Source organism: Streptomyces sp. NPDC023838 (genome assembly GCF_040639555.1).
Lineage (GTDB): Bacteria > Actinomycetota > Actinomycetes > Streptomycetales > Streptomycetaceae > Streptomyces.
Window position 1 is genome coordinate 80,099 of the sequence record NZ_JBFAAD010000002.1, and the last position, 20,445, is coordinate 100,543.

Sequence of the window (20,445 nt, forward strand, 5' to 3'; positions counted from 1 at the left end):
GGTCAGGTTGTCAGACGCCGAGGGTGCGGGCAAGCGAGCGCACGCCTTCGACGCTGTCGGCGTGACTGGGCTTCCAGCCCAGCTCCTCCCTGGCCTTGCCGCTGTCCAGGCGCAGATTGGTCGCCATGATGGTGTGCGCGAGCGGGGCGGGCCTGAGCAGCCACAGCGGCACGCGCAGCGGAGCCGGAGCGCCGAATGCCTCGGCCACGGCGCGGACGTGGGTGCCGAAGCCGGTCGGCAGGTCGTCCGCGATGTTGTACGCCTGCGAGGGGCGGCCGTGCTCGACGGCAGCGGCCATGGCGCGGGCGGCGTCGTCCACGTTCACCCAGGCCAGCTTCCGGCCGTGGTCGGCGATGACCGGCAGCCTGCGCTTGCGCAGCAGGGTGAGGACCGTGGTGTCGGTGACGTCCTTGCCGTAGAAGAGGCCGAAGCGCAGGCTGACCGCGTCGATCCCGTCGGCGGTGAACGCCAGCTCCTCCTTGGCCCGCATCGCGCCGACGTGCTGCTCCAGCCAGGGGTTGGTCCCCGCCGGGCCGAACGGTGTGCCGGCCTCGGTGAGGGGCCGGTCGCCGTGGTCGCCGTAGCCGTAGCCGAACATCATGTTCTCCAGGACGATCCGGCGGGCGCCGGTGGCTCGGGCGGCGGCCAGCAGGTTGGCCGTGCCCCGGACGCGCAGGGCGTTGGTGCCCGCCATCTCCTGGTGGCGGATCAGGGAGGTGCCCTGAAGCGCGGTGGCCGCGTGGATGACGACGTCGAACGCCATCCCGTCGACCGCCCGCAGCACCGCGTCCCCGTCGAGCAGGTCCGCCCGTACGGTGTTGGTCGCGCCGCGTCCGAGTCCGGCCACCTCGTGGCCCGCGGCGGTCAGTTCCCGCACGGTCCGCTGCCCCAGCACGCCACTCGCCCCTGCCAGCAGAATCCTCATCGCCCTTGCCTCCGTCTCGCGTGTGTCCGTCGTGGTGACGCTCATGAGACCAGCGGGGGAGCGGGGACGTGACAGTCAGCAGCGTGACCCGCGCCACTTCCTGGGAATCACCTCTTCAGGTGGTCGATTCCCAGCTTGTCGGTGGTGTCGGCATCGCCGCCGAGCCGATGGACCAGGACCCAGGCGCCGTCCGGCAGGGCGCCCGCGAAGACGGAGGCTTCCTTGGTCGCCCCGTTGTGCCAGAGCAGGCGTCCGGCCCGCTGCCAGGACGGGGCGGGTTCGCCCAGCCGGCGTTCGACGAGCAGCGAGGTGACCAGCCGGGAGGCCGCGACCGGGGTGGCCCACAGGCCCCCGGCCGGGAGGATCGCGCCGGTCATCGTCCACGGTCTGACGGGTCGGCCGAAGAGACCGCGCGCGACCAGGCGCCGCTCCCGCGCCGGAGTGGAGGTGACGTCGGCGATCTCGAGCGGGCCCAGGACGTACTCGTTGAGGAGTTGTTCGTACGGGGCGCCGCCCGCGGCGGCGAGCGCCGAACCCAGCACCGCGTAGCCGAAGTTGGAGTACTCCTCGTGCTCGCCGGGCGGTCCGGTGACCAGGGTGTCCAATCGTCGGACGAGGGCGTCGAGCGCCTCGGCGTCGAACGGTGCATACGGGTCACGGACGTTGAGGCCCGGAGGCAGCCGGGGTAGGCCGGAGGTGTGGACGGCCAGGTGCCGCAGGGTGATGCCAGTGCCCGCCGGTACGGGCAGGAAGCGTTCGAGGGGATCGTCGAGCCCGAGCGCGCCGGCGGTGGCGAGGCGGACGAGCAGGGTGCCGGTGAGGGGCTTGGTCAACGACCCTATCTGGACGAACAGTTCGGGGTCATGGCCGTGCTCCACCCGTGGCGGGGCGGAGCTGCTGAGGATGCAGAGGGGTACGGGACGCACCCATTCATGATCACCCAGGGGGGTGAGCGGGCGTGCGGCGGCCCCCGCCCCAACGGCCTTGGAGCGGCCGCCTCAACGGGGGGGGAGCTCCATGGGGTTGCGGCGGGCCCGCCCAGCCGGCAACGAGCGGGCCCGGGCGGCGCTGTCCGGCGTCAGCCGCGGGGCAGCGTCAGGCCCTGGACCTGGGGAAGTGCGGTCCAGTCGTTGGACGCGATGGTCGCGTGGGACTTGGCGAGCAGCGCGATGCGGGCCTGGGCGTCGGCCGGGGGCGGGTTCTTGCCGTCCAGAGCCGGTGCGACGTTGTGCGCGTCGGTCATGACCAGCAGATAGTGGTGGGTGTCGTACCAGGCCGTGTCGATGGTGCCGTTGAGATACGTGGCGGCGTCACCGTCGAACAGGACGAACCACGGGCGCAGTGAGGCGTCCGGGTAGCGGGTGCGCGGATCGCCGGACTGGGCGCCGTGGACCGTGGGGAAGATCTGGGCCTGGGCGGTGCGGCCGGCCGTGTGCAGATCGCGGAGGTACGTCGCGTACTCCTTGTCCGTCCACAGCGAGTCGGTCGGATTGCCCTCCTCGACCGTGCCCGGGATGATTTCCAGGATCACCTTTCCGGCGAGCTGGGCGCGGGTGGGCCAGTTCCCGGCCTTGGCCGCCTCGTCGAGCGTGGCGTACTGGCCGCCGCCCGGCTTGGCCAGCAGGTCGGCAGGGCGGAAGACGGCCGAGCCGAGGTGGGCGCTGATCGCCTGGTCCAACTGGGCCGGGCCCAGGCCGAAGCGGGACTGGAACCCCGCCTTCATCTCCAGTTTGATCATGAGCGGCGCGTGCCCGGGGTGGGCGGCGAGCCAGACCCGTACGTCGTCCAGGCAGCTCTCCAGGTTCTTGTTGGCGGCGCCGGAGTAGAGCTGTGCGGTCGTGCTCGCGTTGACGCAGTTGTTGCTGTTGCCCAGGGGGTTGGAGTGGCTGACCTTCCACTCCTTGGTGATGAAGTCGTCCCACACATCGAGCTCGATCATGGAGGTGCCGGTGTCGAGGGCCTGCGCCAGATACGGGAAGGCCGCCGGGTCATACGTGTTGTGCAGGCCCGACGAGGTGGCGCCGGACAGCGGCAGGCTGTCGGTTCCGGTTACGGCTGCGGAGGCGTTGGTGCCGGCACCCGCGCCGACCAGCGCGAGCCCGAGGCCGAGTCCTACGGCGACGGTGCCGGCGAGCGCGGTGCGCAGGCGGGGAACTCGGCGTCTGGGCAACGGTTGTGACACGGGGACCTCCTGTGGGGGGACGACTCTTCGTCGGACGGTGACAGCAGAGTGTGAATCGACGAAGTCATGACAAGCAACACAAGCTGCATTCCGGCTGTCACTGCCGGAACGAGCGCCTGGTGGGAGGTGGTTGGGAGGTTGCCCTGGTTCCCTGCTCCCGGCCGTTCCGGCCACGGCCGTCCGCGCTGACCGAAAGGACGCCTGGCCCCCCGCGGTCCGCCTAGCAGGATGCTGTCCGCGTTCGTCCGGTGCGTCCGCGCATGCACCCGTATTCGCGCCAGCACCCGCACCCGCGCCAGCACCCGCACCCGCACCCGCTCCCGCACCACCACCACCGCCGCCCCGGCGGCGTCCGCGTCCGCGTCGCACTGACGCCCCACCGGAACGCGCTGCGGCTCAAGGCCAGGCTGCTGTTCACGCCGGGCGTCGTGGTCATCGACGCGCCCCATCTGCCCCAGTCGCGCGCCCGGAGAGCCGTGCGGTGCTCCCCGGGCCGGGCGGCGGTGTTCAGCCTGTGATCGAGAAGACGACCCGTATGCCGGTGGTGGAGTTGATGCGCTCGTTGATGCCCCAGATCCGTCCCGTGTCCGGCGAGTAGCCGAGGTTCTGGGTGAGGACCGGGGAGGTGGTGTACACGTGCGAGGCGTCGTTGGGCAGCGCCCGGTGGATGCACGAGTAGTCGATGGCGTCACCGGAGCCGCCCCCGACTCCGGCGGGGCAGGTGCCGCTCATGTACCAGTACGTGCCGTTCGTCGCGGCACCCTGCATCGCCCAGACCGGGGACGAGTAGCCGAGGGTGGCATGGCTGACGCCGTGGCCGGACGGGTCGGTGGTGGTGGGGAGCGCGGTGAGGTAGTTGAGCGGCCAGCGGATGACCCGGCCGCCCGCCCCGCCGGACTTGTACTCCGCGGAGACCAGGCCGTCCTGGCCGGTGCGGTCCAGGCTCAGCGAGTTCAGGCAGGGGCTGGTGCCGGTGACCACCGAGCAGGCGGTGTTGTCGTCGGCGGTGGTGCGGTAGCGGCCGACCATCGGCAGCGCGTAGTTGCTCCAGCGCGCCGAGGACGTCGTGCCGTCGATGCCGACCGACTCCTGGCTGGAGTTGACCTTCCAGATGTGCTGGAGGTCGTACACCTGCAGCCAGCGGCCGTTGGCGACAAAGACCTTGTTGCCGTACCAGACCACTCCGTCGGCGTGGGTGCCCTGGACGGCCCGGAAGTTGCCGTCGCCGCCCGCCCGGGTGCCAGTCGGCTCGACGAGCAGCAGATGGTTGTACGTGATCTTGCCGTTGTCGGCGTTGACCAGGCTGACCCGGGCGAACTCGTTCGCCACCGGGTTCGCCCCGCCCATGCCCCGGCTGAAGTGCCAGGAGGCCAGGAACGCCTTGTGGCCGTCCCACAGGCCGCCCGGCTGGGCGTCGTAGGAGCCGGTCAGGCCCTGCGGCGTCCAGCCGCCCGCGTCGGTGTACGAGTTGGACGTGTCGTCCGCCTTGTCCCAGCAGAAGCCCGTGGGGCTGAGGCTGGAGGCCAGACCCGTGGTGTGGCACAGGCCGTTGGTGCCGGTGCGGCCGCCCGAGGTGAGCACGCTCGTGGCGCTCGTCTGGGCGACCGCACCCTTGGCCTCCACCGCCTTGATCGCCTCGTCGTAGACGTCGAAGGTGTTCTGGCGCTGCCCGCCGAAGTCCGCGACCGGGTCGAGGGCGAACTGGCTGACGACGGCGCTGTCGATCGAGCCGAACGGTGTGGCTGCCTGGGCGGGGCCGGCCGTCGCCAACGAGCCGGCGACGGCGGCGAACCCGGCGGCCAGGGCGGTGAGCCCTGTCTTCCATGATCTGGTCATGGGCAGGAAGGGTATGCGTCAGAGTGGCGGGCGCACACTCCGGGCCGGGGACGTGAAGTGATATATGGGGCCTTGTTCGGCATGGGGGAAGGTCAGCAGGGTGATCTCCACGGTGCGGTGGTGCTGGTCGCGGACCTCGCGGTGGATCTCCAGCTGGGGCACGCCGTCGGAGCTGGCGTCGCCGGGCGCCATGGTGAGCTGTTCGTTGTGCTCCAGACTCAGCCCCGCGTCCGCCGCCCAGGCGTAGAGGCGGCGCAGATCGCTGTGCGTGTGGTGGGACAGCGTCCGCTCGTAGCGGGCGAGGAGCGGGATCTGGGCGATGAGGCTGGGGGAGAGGTAGCTGACCGCGTGCTGGATCACCCTGTCGCCGGTCGAGGCCGTGTAGTAGTGGACGAGGGTGCGGGCGTCGGGCCGCAGGCCCAGCTGCGTCGCGTACGTCGCCGGAGCCGCCTCCCAGACGAGCCGGGTGGCGGCGGCGAAGCCCGCCCGGGGGCTGAGCGCGCCCAGCGGGAACTGCGCCTCCGGAGGCGCCTGGAGCAGCCGTGCGTGCGCCTCGCCGGGGCGGTCGCCCCGGACGAAGGAGCCGCGCTTCTCAGTGCTGATGAGCCCCTCCTGCCGCAGTACGTCCAGGGCCTGACGGATCGTCTGGCGGTTGCTGCGGTAGTGCTCGGCGAGGATCCGCTCGGCGGGCAGCCGGTGTCCGGGGGCCGAAGTGCCGGACTCGATCGTGGACTTGAGGTCGTGGGCGATCTCCAGGTACCGGGGGACGGGGGGCAGGGAATGACCATGTGTGCCGGGCATGTGTCTCCCTAGAGTGATCACTGCGGGTGTCTGAACGGTTCTGTGGAGCGACTGCCTTTGTATCATTGGTCTAGACCGGCAAGGCGATCCGGGCCGTTTGATTGGCGAGATTGCAACACGTCCGACAGGCGGCGCGGGGGTCAGGCGGGCAGGAATGGCCGGAGCGCGTCGTTTGCGTCCGGAAATCTCCTCAGGTCGGCCCCTGTCGCGAACTCGTGGTCCGCGTAGGCGAAATGGACGTGGCGGCCGGGCGGGGCCCCGGGGGCAGCGACAGTCTGTGCTTGCTGGTGCAGAGCCGCCGGAAGTACCCGCCCTCCGTGTGGGGTTCGAGTCCGAACTCAACCCAGTCCCGCATGGCGTGCGCCCTTCCGATCGCCTTCGCTGCCTCGGAGCCCCATAGTGGCAGGCCCGGCCGGCCGTCATGGCCCCGAGGCACACGTATCGGTCTGCAAGTCCTCCACCAATGCGAACAGTCGGGCCTCGTTGCCCGCCAGGCCCGCCGCCCGCAGGGACTCCTCCGCCTCGGCCATCGGTCCGGCGAGCAGTGCCACGGCGCGCGGGGCCGTCGCCGGGTCGGCGAGTACGGCCTGCGCGGTCTGCAGCAGCCGGACGTACGCCTTGGCGGCCGTGCGCTCCGGTTCGGTCATCTCGGCTTCTCCCTCGTGTCCTTCGGGTCCTTCGGGCCCTGCGAAAGGTGTTGGACCCTCCAGCATCTCTCGCGGCACTGACAACGGCACTGACGGCGAGGTCGCGCGGCGCGCGGGCGGGTCGCGGTGACACGACCCGTACGCCCCTGCCGGGGGGCGTGCTGAATCGCCCCGACGCGTTCGTGTGTCCCGCGCGCCCCCTTGACCGGGGGTGCGCTTGCCCGTTTTCGGGGGCCGATAGGGGCAGTTGAGTCGGTTCGGGCGCGCGGTGCGTATGTGAGGTGGTGGAATCCGTCACTAACACCACGGTCCATTTCGTCATAGAGGACAGAGAGACGACGCTGGTGCCCGTCCCGAGGGGGGAGACATGGAAGAGATCTGCGTACCGCTGTATGTGGAGCTGTTGCACGAGGGGGGTGACGCCATGACACCGGTGGAAGCCGTGATGACCTACGACTCGGACGACCCGCTCGCGGTGTCCGTGGACTTCGTGTGCGGCAACGGCATCCACACCACCTGGACGATGGGCCGGGACCTGGTGGCCGAGGGACTGACGTCCCGCCGCCCGGTCGGCCTGGGGGACGTGCGGGTCTGGTACTGCGGCGACGGGGGGTTACGGATCAGGCTGGATTCGGACGAAGGCAGCGCGGACCTGCTCGCCGGTCTGGAGGACGTCGCGGAGTTCCTTTCCCGTACGTACCAACTCGTTCCGGAAGGGAGCGAGCTGGACGGCTACGACGTGGACGCGGTCCTGGACCTGCTCTTCGCGCCGACCCCGTCACCGGCCCCGGCCTGCCGCTGGTGCGGCCGCGAGTGTCCGTGTCTGGACCACGGCGCCCAGTAGACCCGGCGGGGGAAACGGATTCCTGAGCGCGCCGCCCGCCCCGGGGCTCCGGAGCGGGCGCGGCTCGAAAGCGTCCCGCGTGAACGTGTGTGGCTCCTGCGGCTATTGACAGCTCTGTCAATGACATGGACATTACAGTCGCTCATCCGGTTCCGCCGCGGCGCGCCACCCCGCGCCGCCGCCGGACCGTGCTCCCACCCCCACCGTCGTACCCCATGACGTCCGGACCCCGGGTCCGGTCTGGAGGAGCCACGTGAACAGAGACACGCACACCCGGGCGAGGTCTGCGAGATCCGTGAGAACCGCCCTCGCGGCCGCCCTCCTCGTCGCCGCCGCGGCCCTGGGCACCGTGCAGAGCGCCGGGACCGCCCACGCCCGGCCGGCCGGACACCCCGGCGCCGCGCCCTCGCCCGACGCCCCGCACCACGGCGCCGCGCCCTCGCCCGACGCCCCGCACCACGGCACCGTCGCCGGAGCCCGCACCCCCGGCCACGACGCCGGCCGTGACCGCGCCGTCGAGGCGCTCAAGGACGGCCGCGCCGCCCACCGCCACGCCCGCGCCGCGGCCCTCACCCACAACTGGTGGGGGATCTTCCCGCAGCCCGGCACCCACGACGGCATCACCGCCACCCACAGCGTCGACCCCGCCTACCACGTCAGCGACCCCGACAACTTCACCTACGCACCCACCACCAAGGCGCAGAACGCCTGCATCGAAGTGGTCACCGCGTACTGGAACAGCGGCAACGAGCTGTGGGCGTGGGACTGGTGCTCGCAGAACGGCGGACCCGCCAAGATCCTGCCCCTCGACGCCGACTTCCGCGCGAAGTACACCACCGCCGTCGACGGCCGCCCCGCCTTCAGCATCCAGCTCGTCAAGGACGCCGGGACCGGCAACTGCTGGTCCTCGTACCTGTACGACTACCGCACCGCGCAGTGGGAGCTGCTCTACCGCCAGTCCGGCACCGACCAGAGCGACCTGGACTACGGCTGGGACATCTTCGAGATATACGCGAGCGTCAACCCGGCCACCCACGTGGGCTACTACTGCACCGAGGCCAGGAACACCGTCTTCGACAGCAGCGCGATCCAGCTGCGCAAGAACGGTGCCTGGAAGCCCGCGCGCCCGGCGGACTCCCCGTGGACCGAGGACAAACCGTCCGGGCGGGACTTCCTGTGCCCGCCCCTGAAGTTCCTCCAGGTGGGCGCCAGCGACCACTGGACCGTACGGCAGTGACCGCGCCCTGACCGCCCCGGCAGGAGTCCGGCCGCCTTGCGACGGCGGCCGGCGCGTCGGCCGTCCACCACCGGGCCTAGGGCCTGTCGTCAAATTCCCGTCTGTCCTGCGACGCCTGGCACGCACTCTCGCCGCACCGGGTGAAAGCCCACGTACGTCCAGTACGAGGGCTCTCGCCCGGCGCGCCGAGAGCACGCACCAGACGCCGCCGGACCGCCCTTCGGGCGACGACGGGAATTTGACGACAGGCCCTAGTACAGGCTCGACCCCTTGAGCTCCTCCTCGCCGCCCGGGCGCGGAAGCGGATGCGCGAGGTGCACCAGGGGCACGGGGTGCCGGGCTCCGGGCTGACGGTCAGGACCCGCCCAGTGACCGGGTTCTGGCTGACCCTCTTGACCGAGGGCCGGTCGAGGGCGCTCTGGTCCGGGTACGCGACGAACGCACCGGTGCGGACGGCGAACTGGCGCACATGGCCGCTCGTCGACAGCCACATCGGGGCGTCCGCGCCGAGCGCCCGCGCCAGGTCGTGGCCGCCGGGCTCGGGCAGCGCGACGGTGCGCGCCGCCGTCAGCCGGGGGCTCGCGGCGCCGCCCTCCACGGCGAGACCCACGAGCAGCGCGTCGCCGAGCGCCCACAGCAGCCCGCTGCCCGCGTCCCACAGCAGCCCGTGCGCGCCGGGCAACGCGAACGAGACGTACACCCCGGAGCGCGCGCCCTGCGAGGCGGTGTAGACGCGGACGAAGCCGCCGGTGCTCGCCGCCACCGCGATGTTGCCGTCCGGCAGCAGCTCGACGGTGTGCGGGTTGGCCCGCGCGGGCAGCGAGGTGGCCCAGTACACCGATCCGGTCCCGGGGAGGACCGCCGCCACGAGACCGCCGGAGGCACAGGTCAGCAGGAGCGGGCCGGAGGTGGTGGAGCGGGCCTTGGCCTCGCTGACGTTCTGCCACCCGCTGCCCGGGTCGAGGTCCGCGAGCCCCGGGTCGTGCACGGGCGTCCAGGACCACAGCGGCAGCAGATCGGCGGCCCGCGCCGTCCGGTCGGGGCTCCCGGAGCGCCAGTAGGCGCTGGTCGCGTCGAGCAGGAGCACCGACCGGGACGCCTGGTCGCAGGCGAGGATCAGGGTTGCCGGCGTCCGGGAGGGCGGGGGCGCGGAAGCGGTGGAGGAGACGGGCGCAGCCGCGTGGGCCGTCGGCGCCGCCATCGCGGCGAGCCCGCCCGCCACGGCGGCGCGCAGTAGAGCCCTGCGGGGAGGGCGCGAAGAGGATGCGGAAGGCGTCGAGGACACGGGGCTCTACGTTGACGGGCGCTGTCATTTCCTACGCGGCGGGGCGCCGAGTCCCCGCGCACTCCACCCGGACGGGCCAGCGCGCCCGCCGGGCGCACCGGGCTCGGCGGGCGGGGCCCTCGCGCGCGGCCGACTATGGAACGGTGAACACCACGTCGCACATCGCCCCCGGCGGCTTTCTGACACGGCCGATGGACAAGGCCGACGTGCCCGCCTGGCTGAACCTGCGCGTCGACGCGGAGCGGGTCGACCGGACCGGCCACCACATCGACGCGGACGACCTCGCCGAAGAGCTGGAGAACCCCAAGCTGGACCTGGAGCGGGACACCCTGACGCTGTGGGACGGCGCGCGGATGGTCGCGTACGCCCTGGTGCGCGCCCCGGACGGCGCAGTGGACGCGGCCCGCTTCCGCGGCGACGCGGCGGTCCGGCCCGAGTGGCGGCGCCAGGGGCTCGGCCGCCACCTGGTCGCCTGGATGGACTCCCGGGCCCGCGCGCTGTACGCCGAGGGCTTCACGCACCTGCCCGGCGAGCTGCTGATCAGCGGGAAGTCCGGCGACGCGAATCTGCTGGCGCTGTCCTCCAGCGCCGGGTTCACGGCCTGCCGCTGGTGGTTCGAGATGACCCATCCGCTCAACACGGGCCGCCCGATGACCGGCGGTGTCCCCGAGGGACTGCGGCTGGTGGCCTTCGAGCCCGGCTACGACGAGGCCACCCGGCTGGCCCACAACGACGCCTTCCGGGACCACTGGGACTTCACCGAGATGGACGGCACCGACTGGCGGACCTGGGTGGTGGGCGCCCGCTCGTTCCGCCCGGCCCTGTCGCGGTTGCTCCTCGACGGCGACGAGGTGGTGGCGTATCTGATCGCCGAGGAGTACGAAGCCGACACCGCCGCCGACGGCACCCGCGACTGCCACATCGGCTATCTCGCCACCCGCCCCTCGCACCGGGGCCGCGGCGCCGCCCCCGCCCTGATGGCCGCCACGCTCGACGCGGCCCTCACCCACGGCTACGACAGCGCCTCACTCACCGTCGACACCGCCAACCCCTCCGGCGCCCTCGGGCTCTACGAACGGCTGGGCTTCACCACCCACCGCGAGTACGTCACCTACGCCCGCCCGCTGGCCCGGCCCTGAGCCCACCGCGCTGACGCCGGGCCGCACACGAACAGGTACGCGCGGCGGTTGGGCGGGTTAGTCGCGATGATCTTCGGGTACCCGTGGCGGACATGTCCGGTTTCCCGGGCGCTCACGGGCCCGCGGCAGTCAGGGAGGCACGCATGGACGGTGCGACGGTGGGCAGCAAGGCACAAGGCCGGACCATCACCACCGAAGTCCCCGCGCGGCTCGACCGGCTGCCCTGGTCGCGCTGGCACTGGATGATCGTCATCGGGCTCGGCACCGTCTGGATCCTCGACGGCCTCGAAGTCACCGTCGTCGGCAACATCGCCAGCCGCCTCTCCGAGGACGGCAGCGGGCTGGCCATCACCGACGCGCAGGTCACGGGTCTCGGCGCGGCACTGTATGTGAGCGGGGCCTGTTCCGGGGCGCTGTTCTTCGGCTGGCTCACCGACCGGTACGGCCGCAAGAAACTCTTCCTGATCACCCTCGCCGTCTATCTGATGGCCACCGCCATGACCGCGCTGTCCTTCTCGGCCTGGTGGTTCTTCCTCTTCCGCTTCCTCACGGGATTCGGCATCGGCGGTGAGTACGCGGCCATCAACTCCGCGATCGACGAGCTCATCCCCAGCAAGTACCGCGGCCGCGTCGACCTGATCATCAACGGCAGCTACTGGCTCGGCGCGATGGGCGGCGCGCTGCTCTCCGTACTCGCCCTCGACACGGGCATCTTCCCCAAGGACCTGGGCTGGCGGCTCACCTTCGCCCTCGGCGTGGTGCTCGGCCTGGTCATCATGCTGGTGCGGCGCCATGTGCCGGAGAGCCCGCGCTGGATGTTCATCCACGGCCACGAGGAAGGCGCGGAAGGGCTCGTCGACGGCGTGGAACGGCAGGTCGAGCAGGAGACGGGCGAGCCGCTGCCCCTGCCGGGGCGGCCCATCACCATCGAACAGCGCGAGAGCGTGGGGTTCCTTGAGATCGCCAGGACCCTCTTCCGCTCCTATCCCAAGCGCGCGGTGCTCGGCTTCGCCCTCTTCATCGGGCAGGCCTTCCTCTACAACGCCATCACGTTCGGCTTCAGTTCCATCCTGGTGAAGTTCTTCGACGTCTCCAGCGGTACGACGGGCTACTTCTTCGCCGTCATCGCCTTCGGCAACTTCCTCGGGCCGCTGCTGCTCGGCCGGTTCTTCGACACCGTCGGACGCAAGGTGATGATCGCCGGGACGTATCTGCTCTCCGGCGCCCTGCTCTTCGTCACGGCCTGGTTCTTCAGCCAGGGGTGGCTGAACGCGACCACGATGACGGCCTGCTGGTGCGCGGTCCTCTTCTTCGCGTCGGCCGGGGCCAGTTCGGCGTATCTGACGGTGAGTGAGATCTTCCCGATGGAGACGCGGGCGATGGCGATCGCCTTCTTCTACGCGATCGGCACGGCGGCCGGCGGCATCTCGGGGCCGCTGGTCTTCTCGGACCTGACGTCGAGCGGGGTCGTCGACGACGCGGTCCTGGCGTTCTGCATCGGCGCCGCCCTGATGACGGCGGCGGGTCTGGTGGCGGCGTTCTTCGCGGTCGACGCCGAGGGCAAGGCACTGGAGGACATCGCCACGCCGCTGTCGGTGCGGGCGGCGACCGCGGGAGGGTGAACGTACGGCCCCGGGGCGCCCGGTGAACGCGAAGGCGCCCCCGCGAGTCCCGCGGGGGCGCCTGCTGGGAACGGCGTCGCGCGTCAGCGCTTCGGCGTGTTCGCCACGGTGACGTTGACCGCGGCCCAGGCCCGGTCCACCGTCTTGTACTCGACGCTGGTCGCGCCGTACAGGTCGGCCGCCGCCTTCAGCGTCGCCGTGCGGGCGTCGTGGAAGTCGGTCGTGGAGACCATGTAGCGGGTCAGGGCGCGGTAGAAGATCTGCGTCGCCTTGTCCCGCCCGATGCCGGTCACGGACGAGCCGTCGTAGGTCGGCGAGTCGTAGGTGACGTTGCCGATCGTCTTCTTGCCGCTGCCCTCGGCGAGCAGGTAGTACGCGTGCGAGGAGACGCCGGAACCGGCGTGCACCTCGGTGTCGTACGACGCGGGCGACCAGTAGTCGACCGTCTGCTCGAGCTGGTCGAGGGAGGGCTTGTCCAGGCGGCGCAGGAAGGTCTGGGCCAGGCCCAGCTTCTCGCCCACCAGGTAGTTCGGCGGGTTGTTCGGGTTGTTGGCCGCGAACTCGACGTTGCTGCCGAAGATGTCCGCCAGCGACTCGTTGAGCGAGCCCGCCTCACCGAACTGGTTGTCGTTCGCGTCCACCCGGGTCGGCTGCAGGTTGGCCGTGGCGTCGACGACGCCGTGGGTGAGCTCGTGGCCCGTGACGTCGAGCACGACCAGCGGGTTCTTGAAGTCCTGGCCGTCACCGTCGCCGTAGAGCATGCAGCCGCAGTCCGAGTACCAGAAGGCGTTGCCGACGTTGGAGCCGAAGTGCACCAGCGCGTGCGCGCCGGCGCCGTCGTTCTTGATGCCGTTGCGGCCCAGGACCTTCTTGTAGAAGTCGAGGGTGCTGGCGATGCCGAACTGGGCGTCCACGGCCGCCGTCTGGCGGTTGCTCGCGGCGCCGTTGCCCCAGCTGTTGCTGCTGCTGGTGAAGGGCTTGCCCAGGTTGAACTGCACCAGCTCACGGCCGCCCGCGTCGCGCGTCTCGGTGTTGCCGCGCGTGGCGTCCTTGAGCAGGTAGGAGGAGCCGCCGGTCTTCAGCGTGTTCAGCGGGACCTTGCCGACGAACAGCGAGGCGCCGGAGCCGAGCGAGGGGATGCCGGCGCTCTTCGGTGGGTTGAACGGCCGGGCCGGGGACGCCGTGGCGGCCGCGCCGGAGGAGGCGGTCGCACCGGTCTTCGGCGCGATCGTCTGGCCGCGCTGACGCAGCGTCTCCTTGAGCCGCGGCGAGACGAACGAGTCGTTGACCGGGGTGTTGCTGAGCACGGTACCGGTGGCGGCGTCGACGACGACCGTGCGGGCGCCGCCAGCCTCCGTCGTCCTGCTGCCGGTGACCTTGATCTGGTACGCGAGCGTCGTGCGGCCGGCGCGCGCGTCGACGACCAGCTCGGGCGTCCCGGCGTCGCCCTTCGCCGCCGAGGCCGCCTTGGCCTTGGCCTGCGCGGCCGTCAGCTTCGGGGTCTTGGCGGCGACGTCGACCTGGTGGCGGGTGGCCCGGGTCACGTCCAGGTACGCGGATTTGGCGTCGAGGTGGACGACCAGGTCGCCGCCGAGGACCGGCAGGCCCTTGTGGGCGCGGACGAACCGGACGTGCTGCTTGCCGTCCGGGTCGATCAGGGTGTCGGTGGCCGTCAGGGTGTCGTCCTTGGAGACACCCGTGGCGGCGGCGTGTGCGAACGCGGCGGCGCGCGCCGCGTCCACGGCCGACTTCGCGGACTTGACGGCGGCGACGGGAGAAGTCGCCGTGGCGGCGGAGGTCGCGAAGGCGGTGCCGACGCCCCCCGCCGTGATGGTCGCGGCCGTGGTGACGGCCAGAGCGATCGCCAGTCTGCGTATGTGGGGTGTACGCACTATGGAGGGTCCTTATGTGCTGCGGGGGCGGCCGGCTACAACCGCCCGTACGCACGGTGCCCTGGAGCACCGCGGGGACTGTATGGCCCCGAGCGAACCCTGCTACGTATGACATGCGCATGTAAAGGCGTTTGTCCCGTACATGTTCCTTTGGAACTCAGATTTAACAATCGCCCCGGTATTCGCTCCCGCCGCAGGTGAACGGAGGGTGACCGGCCGTTGTGTTCTCCGCGTTCCATACGGTCGTACCACCGGTTCAGATGCGTGCGGGACCAGGTTGGTTGCTCCGTCCTCACACTGTGCTGGTGATCACAGCGCGAGGACGGAGCTTTGTCCGTGTACGGGGAGAAATGCGAGCCGACGGGGCGGCTTCGGCCGTGCGGACGATCAGCGTGCCGCAGGGTGAGCCGACGGACCGGTCCAGTCGGCGGCGACATGACCGATCCGCACCCGCTGCGGATGGTCGCCGACCGCGACGGAGACCGTCTTCTGCCCGGTGGCGAAGTCGATGGCGGTGATCCGGTCCGCCCCGCTCTCCGAGATGACGCAGGACTTGCCGTCCCCGCTCACGGTCGCCCAGTAAGGCTTGGACGCGGGAACCAGCGGGCCTTCCCGCAACGTTGTACGGTCGACGACCGTCGCGTAGTCGTCCATCGTCCCGGCGACGCAGAGCTTGGCCCCGTCGGGGCTGATCGAGAGCCCGTGGTGGCGCGAGTCGTTGACCCAGGTGGTGCGGTCCTTGCTGGTCGCGGGGTTCTCGGGGAGCGTCTTGGACCGGGTGATCCGGTCGGCGGCGATGTCGTACTCGAGGAAGCCGTTGAAGAACGACACCTGGAAGTAGAGCTTCGACTCGTCGGGGGTGAAGACCACGGGTCGGACGGCGTCGGAGAGGTCCTTGCGGCCGAACGCGTCGAGTCGGTCGCGCATGTCGATGGTCTTGACGGGCTTGAAGGTGTGCGCGTCCACCACCGTGATGTGCCGGTCGCCCTTCGTCCAGTCCCACGCCGGGTCGTCGAGGGCGGTGTTGACCTCGCCGATCGCCATGTTCCAGAGATACCTGCCGCCGTCGGTGAAGACGTTCTCATGGGGTTTGTCGCCGGTCGCGAACGAGCCGAGCTGGTGGCCGGTCGCGATGTCGAGCACGTGCACGGTGTTCGAGGTGGAGGCGGAGACGGCGACCCGGGTCCCGTCCGGGGAGACGGCCATGTGGTCCGAGCGGTAACCCGACACGGGGAAGCGCCAGTTGATGCGTCCGGTCGCCAGGTCGATCGACACCACGTCGGCGAAGCTGGGCCGGGAGACCACGACGGCCGAGCCATCGGGCGTGGAGTACATGTCGTCGACGAACTGGTCGTGCCCCTCGCCCGGCCCCTGTCGGATGCCTAGGAAATAGGCCAGTTTGATGGGGTTGAGGTAGATCTCGGTGAGGCGCTGGTCCTTGTCCGGGATGACGTCGACCCGCCCGATCCGGGCCAGATCGCCGCTGGATCTGAGGACGTCGGCGGTGCCGTCCCAGTTGTTGCCCACGAACATCACCTCCCGCAGAGCCGCGGCGCCGGAGGGCTTCGCCGCGGCCGCGGAATCGGAGGCCGCGGGGGGCGCGGACGCGGTGGCGGTCGCGGAGGTCCCGGCCACGGCCAGGGTCACCACGGCCGCCAGGGAGCCGAGCGTTCGGTACACGGGCATCGTCACTCCGGATGATCTTGTGGGGGCATGACAATCACGGTGCGATGGGGCTGCGGGGAAGGTGATGTGGCTACGGGACGGTAATGAGCGGTGCCTGACAAGACAAGAGCTTTGACGGCGGCGGCCGCCGTCTCGCCACGGACAGCGGTCGGACACACGAACCGCCGCCCACCCGCGAGGGGTGGACGGCGGTCCGTGTGGTGCGAGCCGGGCCTCAGCTCACGTCGAGCGCCGTGTCGTCGATGACGAACGACGTCTGGACCTGGGAGCCCTCGGTGCCGGTGAACTTCACGGTCACCGTCCGTCCGGCGTACGCGCCGAGGTCGAAGGTCCGCAGGGTGTAACCGTCCGCGGCGTTGAGGTTGGAGTAGGTGGCGAGGGTGGACAGCACCGTTCCGTTGGCGTCGACCACCTGAGCCTTCAGTGTGTCGTAGGCCGTCGTCGTGGTCGTCTCGGCCGTGTCGACGTGCAGATAGAAGCTGAGCTTCGCGCTGGTGCAGCCCGCCGGGATCGTCACCGACTGGGAGAGCGTGTCGGTGTGGGCGGATCCGTAGCCGTTCAGCCATGCCTTGTACGTGCCCGTGCGCGCGGCCTCACCGGAGTCGGTCGTGATGACACCGCTGCTGCCCGCCCACGCCGAAGCGCCGGACTCGAAGCCGGGGTTGGCGAGCAGCTGCGCGGCGGTGCAGGTGCCGCCGCCGGTTCCGCCGGTGCCGCCGCTCGACCCCGCCGCGCCCGCGAGCCACTCCGTACCGTTGAGCGCGAGGGCCGCGTCCGTGCCGGCCGGGTCGTCCCAGCCGTCGAAGAGGGTGTTGCCCGACTGGCCGGTGCCGTCGTCGATGGGCGAGCTGTCGCCCCAGAACGCCACCCGGCCGCTGCCGAACGTGCTGGTCGCGAAGAAGGCGCCGGTGTTCCCGGAGGAGCCCGTGCGGTACACCAGACCCTTGACGGCCGGATTGTCCGCGGGCTTCAGCGTCGCGGTCGTCCCGTTGCGGATGATGCTGCCGGTGACCTTGCCGAAGGAGCCGTTGAGCACCGGATCCGTGGTGCCGGTGACGGCTCTCGGGTTGTCGCTGGCGATGTTGAGCGAGTCGATGGAGAACCCGAACGGGTCGGTGCTGTCCACGCTGTTGTTGGTCATGAGGTCGTTGAGGACCTTGACCGCGTCGGCGCCGTCGTTGTTGCGGTCCGAGCCGGTGTGGTCGGAGATCATGAAGAGACCGCCGCCGTTCTGCACGAACTTCATCACGGCCGTCTTCTCGGCCGCCGACAGCAGCACGTTCGGCTCGGGCAGCACGAAGGTGTCGAAGTTCTGGAGGTCCAGCGCCGACGACGTGCCGTACGTGATGGTGTTGCCCGAAGGCAGCGTCTTGAGCGAGTACGCGCCTGTCTTCTGGAGCGCGACGCCCCAGGAGGAGAGCGCACCGGTCCAGTCCTTCTCCACCGAAGGGTCGGCCTTCTGGCCCAGCGGGTCCGGCTGGCTGGTCCCGATGATCCAGTCGGCGTTGCCGGCGGTCTCGACCTTCGAGTTGTCGAAGAGCACGCGGTGCGGGGTGGTGACCGCGGCGGCCGGGGGAGCGGTGACGGCCAGCGCGGCGGTGCCGGCGCCGAGCATGCCGAACACGGCGAGTGCGGTCGCGAGTCTCTGGCGTGACCTGGGGGAACTCCGGGGTCGGAGCATCCTGCTACCTCCGTGAGGGGTGGGGGAGAGGCGGTGCGGGCGCCCAGTCTGCGCGCGTAGAACGGCAGTTGGGAGGCCGCCGGTCGACGCGTATTTGAACCGTACATGGCGAGATCGCGTCGGTGCAGTGTCCGGACGGCACCGATGTGAACCGGCCACGGCCGACCGTGCCGCGCGCGGGCGCGCGAAGGCCCCCGCCGACCGTGCCGGCGGGGGCCTGATGAGCCGTCAAATCTACTGGCTGGTACGGAGACTGTAGAAGCCGCGTCCGAAGGTGGCCGCCACCAGGCGGTGGTGGGCCGGGTCGTATGTGATGTCCGACACCGGCACCAGCGGAAGCCCGCCGCCGAGCCGCCGCCAGCCGCCCCGGCCGCTGATGAACACGCCCTGGTCGGTGGCCGCGTAGAGCGTGTTCCGGCCGCCGAGCACCACGTCGTTCACCGGTGCCTGCGGAAGGTTTCCGGACAGATCGCTCCAGCTCGCGCCCGCGTCCCGGGTCCGCAGCAGATGCGGCAGCGGCGAACCCGACCGGTACCCGGAGAGCGAGACGTACGCGGTCGCCGGGTCGTCCGGGTCCACCGCGATCCGGGTCACCCACGGCCGGCCGGTGAGGACCCGGGTCCAGTGGGCGCCGAGGTCGCGGGTCACCCACACCCGGCCGTCGTCCGTGCCCGCCCAGACGGTGTGCCCGTCCCGCGCGGCCGCGACCGTGGTGATCGTGCCGTAGGGGTAGGAGTCGTGGCCCGGGCCGCCCGTCAGGTCGGGGCTGATGGGCTGCCAGGTCGCGCCGCCGTCGGCGGACCGGTTGAGGCGGTCACCGCCGTAGTAGAGGACGCTCGGGTTCACCGGGTCGAACTGGACGGGGGTGAGCCAGTTGCGCCGCTCCGCGGTGGTCGAGTCGGTGTACTCGGTGAGCGTGGCGCCGCCGTCCGTGGAGCGGAAGCAGTTGCCGTACTGGTAGCAGGCGTACACCCGGTTGGCGTCGGTGGGGTCGATGAGGTTCTGCAGCCCGTCGCCGCCGAGGTATTCGTTGAACCGGTCGCCGCCCCAGGACCGGATGGAGCCGTTGTCCTGGGCTCCGCCGGAGATCCGGCCGGTGTCCTGCGGGGTGGCCGCCACGGTGTAGAGCTGGGTCCACGGCTCGTACGTCGCCTTGGTCCAGCCGCCGTCGCCGCGCGCCTCGGAGCGGTAGACGCCGCCGTCGTTGCCGAGGTAGACGCGGCCGGGCGTGCGCGGGTCCCAGAGCATGGCGTGCTGGTCGGCGTGGACGGCGTCCTCCTCCGTCCAGGTGGTCCCGCCGTCCTTGGTGGTGAGCAGGTCCACCCCGGCCACATGGAGGTGCCGGGCGTCGGCCGGATCGACCCACACCTTGCCGAACCACCAGGAGTAGCTGGACTGGGACTCGGTCAGCGTCGCGTTGTCCGGCACCTTCGTCCAGCTGTCGCCGCCGTCGGTCGAGGTGAGGAAGGACCCGAAGGTGCCGTCCGTGGCGCCGACCATCGCGTAGAGGCGGCCGGGCTCGGAGGTGGCGATGCCGAGGCCGATGCGCCCCGAGTCGGCCGTGGGCAGCCCGCCGCCGAGGCGCCGCCAGTGGGCGCCGCCGTCGTCCGACCGGTAGACGCCGGAGCCCGTACCGCCGTAGGTGCGTTTGTCCGGCTCCCGCCGGTGGTCCCAGAGCACGGCGTACACGCGGTCGGGGTTCACCGGGTCGCGCTGGACGTCGACGGCGCCGGTGAACGCGTTGGGCACGTCGAGCACCCGCCGCCAGGAGCCGCCCGCGTTCTCGGAGAGGTACACACCCCGGTCGCCGCCCGGGTTGTAGAGCGAGCCGGTGGCCGCGGCCAGTACCCGGCGCGGGCTGCGCGGATCCACCGCGAACGCGCCGACCGCCCCCGAGTCCCGCAGCCCGACCGCGCGCCAGCTGCGGCCCTGGTCGGTGGAGCGGTAGACGCCGGTCCCCTCGTACGTGACGCTGCCGCCGCCCGGGTTGGGCTCGCCCGTTCCGGCGTAGAGCGTGCCGTCGGGGGCGGCGGCGAGCGCGCCCATGGCCTGGGTGCCGCGCTCGGGCCACGCGGGGGTGAACGTCCTGCCCGCGTCGGCCGAGCGCCACACCCCGCCGCTGGCGGCGGCCGCGTACAGGGTGTCGGGGTGGTGCGGGTCGAGGGCGAGCGAGACGACCCGGCCGCCGATGTTGGTGGGCCCGATGGGCTGCCAGGTGCCGCCGGTGGCGGGCAGAGCGGCCGCCTGCGCCGCCGCGGTGTCGTAGGCGTGCCGGGGCAGCGGCTGCCCGGGCACCGCCTTCTGCAGATAGCTGTATTCGGCGGGGGCGGCCGGGCCGCCCTCGTCGTCCTCCTCCTGGATGCCGGCACCGGCGGCGAGGCCGCCCGGAGCCAGCAGTGCCGCGACCGCCAGAACGACGACCGCGGCCGTACGCATCCCTCTGGATCTGCCTGTACGCATGGACGGCTCCTTCCGCGGCCGGTGCGCCCGGCGCGCGACGAGTGGAAGAGCGTTCCTCGGCACGTAACAGAGGGAGAGTGTTCATCAACTGCCGCAGCAGCACCAGTGGTTGAGGCGTCGCGGCGGTGTGAATCCGCCGCCCCGCCGTCGAAGCGGAGGCCGCCCGCGGAGCCGTGCGGCGGCCCTTCGCCAGCCCAGCCGCTGTTGT

General features: G+C 71.3%; 16 protein-coding genes. 5 read left to right on the forward strand and 11 right to left on the reverse strand.

Annotated features, from left to right (window positions below):
• Window positions 1-10: 10 nt before the first annotated feature.
• From AB0G17_RS02595 to AB0G17_RS02605, 3 genes are all read right to left on the reverse strand, one after another.
• Window positions 11-925 carry an NAD(P)-dependent oxidoreductase gene (locus AB0G17_RS02595; protein ID WP_361374708.1) on the reverse strand — a complete coding sequence of 305 codons (915 nt, stop codon included), beginning with the start codon at window positions 923-925 and terminating at the stop codon, window positions 11-13.
• A gap of 107 nt (window positions 926-1,032) precedes the next feature.
• Window positions 1,033-1,851 (reverse strand): serine hydrolase domain-containing protein, encoded by an 819-nt coding sequence (locus tag AB0G17_RS02600; protein ID WP_361374710.1) that lies wholly within the window; start codon window positions 1,849-1,851, stop codon window positions 1,033-1,035.
• A gap of 152 nt (window positions 1,852-2,003) precedes the next feature.
• Window positions 2,004-3,107: a phosphatidylinositol-specific phospholipase C domain-containing protein gene (locus AB0G17_RS02605; protein ID WP_361374712.1), complete on the reverse strand. Its 1,104-nt coding sequence runs from the start codon at window positions 3,105-3,107 to the stop codon at window positions 2,004-2,006.
• Window positions 3,108-3,367: 260 nt separating this feature from the next.
• Between AB0G17_RS02605 and AB0G17_RS02610 the strand changes: the two genes are divergently transcribed.
• Window positions 3,368-3,625: a hypothetical protein gene (locus tag AB0G17_RS02610; RefSeq protein WP_361374714.1), complete on the forward strand. Its 258-nt coding sequence runs from the start codon at window positions 3,368-3,370 to the stop codon at window positions 3,623-3,625.
• Here the strand turns inward: AB0G17_RS02610 and AB0G17_RS02615 are convergent.
• The 3 genes from AB0G17_RS02615 to AB0G17_RS02625 all read right to left on the reverse strand — a co-directional run bounded on the left by AB0G17_RS02615 (window position 3,615) and on the right by AB0G17_RS02625 (window position 6,391).
• Entirely contained in the window at window positions 3,615-4,943 is a 1,329-nt protein-coding gene (locus tag AB0G17_RS02615) for a hypothetical protein (protein WP_361374716.1), read from the reverse strand. The genes AB0G17_RS02610 and AB0G17_RS02615 overlap by 11 nt on opposite strands.
• 18 nt (window positions 4,944-4,961) lie before the next feature.
• Window positions 4,962-5,744, reverse strand: a complete 783-nt coding sequence (locus AB0G17_RS02620; RefSeq protein WP_361374718.1) for a GntR family transcriptional regulator — start codon at window positions 5,742-5,744, stop codon at window positions 4,962-4,964.
• Between the two features lie 419 nt (window positions 5,745-6,163).
• A complete protein-coding gene (locus tag AB0G17_RS02625; protein WP_361374720.1) occupies window positions 6,164-6,391 on the reverse strand; it encodes a hypothetical protein in 228 nt (75 codons plus the stop codon).
• 367 nt (window positions 6,392-6,758) lie between these two features.
• On the opposite strand from AB0G17_RS02625, the gene AB0G17_RS02630 reads away from it, so the two are divergent.
• A complete protein-coding gene (locus tag AB0G17_RS02630) occupies window positions 6,759-7,235 on the forward strand; it encodes an SsgA family sporulation/cell division regulator (protein ID WP_361374722.1) in 477 nt (158 codons plus the stop codon).
• Window positions 7,236-7,530: 295 nt separating this feature from the next.
• Window positions 7,531-8,472, forward strand: coding sequence for a carbohydrate-binding protein (locus AB0G17_RS02635; RefSeq protein WP_361374724.1), 942 nt, complete (start codon window positions 7,531-7,533; stop codon window positions 8,470-8,472).
• Window positions 8,473-8,548: 76 nt separating this feature from the next.
• On the opposite strand, the gene AB0G17_RS02640 is transcribed toward AB0G17_RS02635, so the two are convergent.
• Complete coding sequence (locus tag AB0G17_RS02640; protein ID WP_361374726.1) at window positions 8,549-9,694, reverse strand: DUF6528 family protein; 1,146 nt, start codon at window positions 9,692-9,694, stop codon at window positions 8,549-8,551.
• Between the two features lie 206 nt (window positions 9,695-9,900).
• Here AB0G17_RS02640 and AB0G17_RS02645 point away from each other — a divergent pair, with 206 nt between their 5' ends.
• On the forward strand, window positions 9,901-10,896 hold the full coding sequence (locus tag AB0G17_RS02645) for a GNAT family N-acetyltransferase (protein WP_361374728.1): 996 nt from the start codon (window positions 9,901-9,903) through the stop codon (window positions 10,894-10,896).
• Between the two features lie 143 nt (window positions 10,897-11,039).
• Window positions 11,040-12,518, forward strand: a complete 1,479-nt coding sequence (locus AB0G17_RS02650) for an MFS transporter (protein ID WP_361374730.1) — start codon at window positions 11,040-11,042, stop codon at window positions 12,516-12,518.
• An 83-nt stretch (window positions 12,519-12,601) separates the two neighbouring features.
• Here the strand turns inward: AB0G17_RS02650 and AB0G17_RS02655 are convergent, their stop codons facing one another.
• From AB0G17_RS02655 to AB0G17_RS02670, 4 genes are all read right to left on the reverse strand, one after another.
• Window positions 12,602-14,410 (reverse strand): M4 family metallopeptidase, encoded by a 1,809-nt coding sequence (locus AB0G17_RS02655; RefSeq protein ID WP_361374732.1) that lies wholly within the window; start codon window positions 14,408-14,410, stop codon window positions 12,602-12,604.
• Between the two features lie 387 nt (window positions 14,411-14,797).
• A complete protein-coding gene (locus AB0G17_RS02660) occupies window positions 14,798-16,096 on the reverse strand; it encodes a YncE family protein (protein ID WP_361374734.1) in 1,299 nt (432 codons plus the stop codon).
• A 214-nt stretch (window positions 16,097-16,310) separates the two neighbouring features.
• Window positions 16,311-17,777, reverse strand: coding sequence for a hydrolase (locus AB0G17_RS02665; RefSeq protein ID WP_361374736.1), 1,467 nt, complete (start codon window positions 17,775-17,777; stop codon window positions 16,311-16,313).
• A gap of 234 nt (window positions 17,778-18,011) precedes the next feature.
• Entirely contained in the window at window positions 18,012-20,237 is a 2,226-nt protein-coding gene (locus AB0G17_RS02670) for a glycosyl hydrolase (RefSeq protein ID WP_361374738.1), read from the reverse strand.
• Window positions 20,238-20,445: the final 208 nt, after the last annotated feature.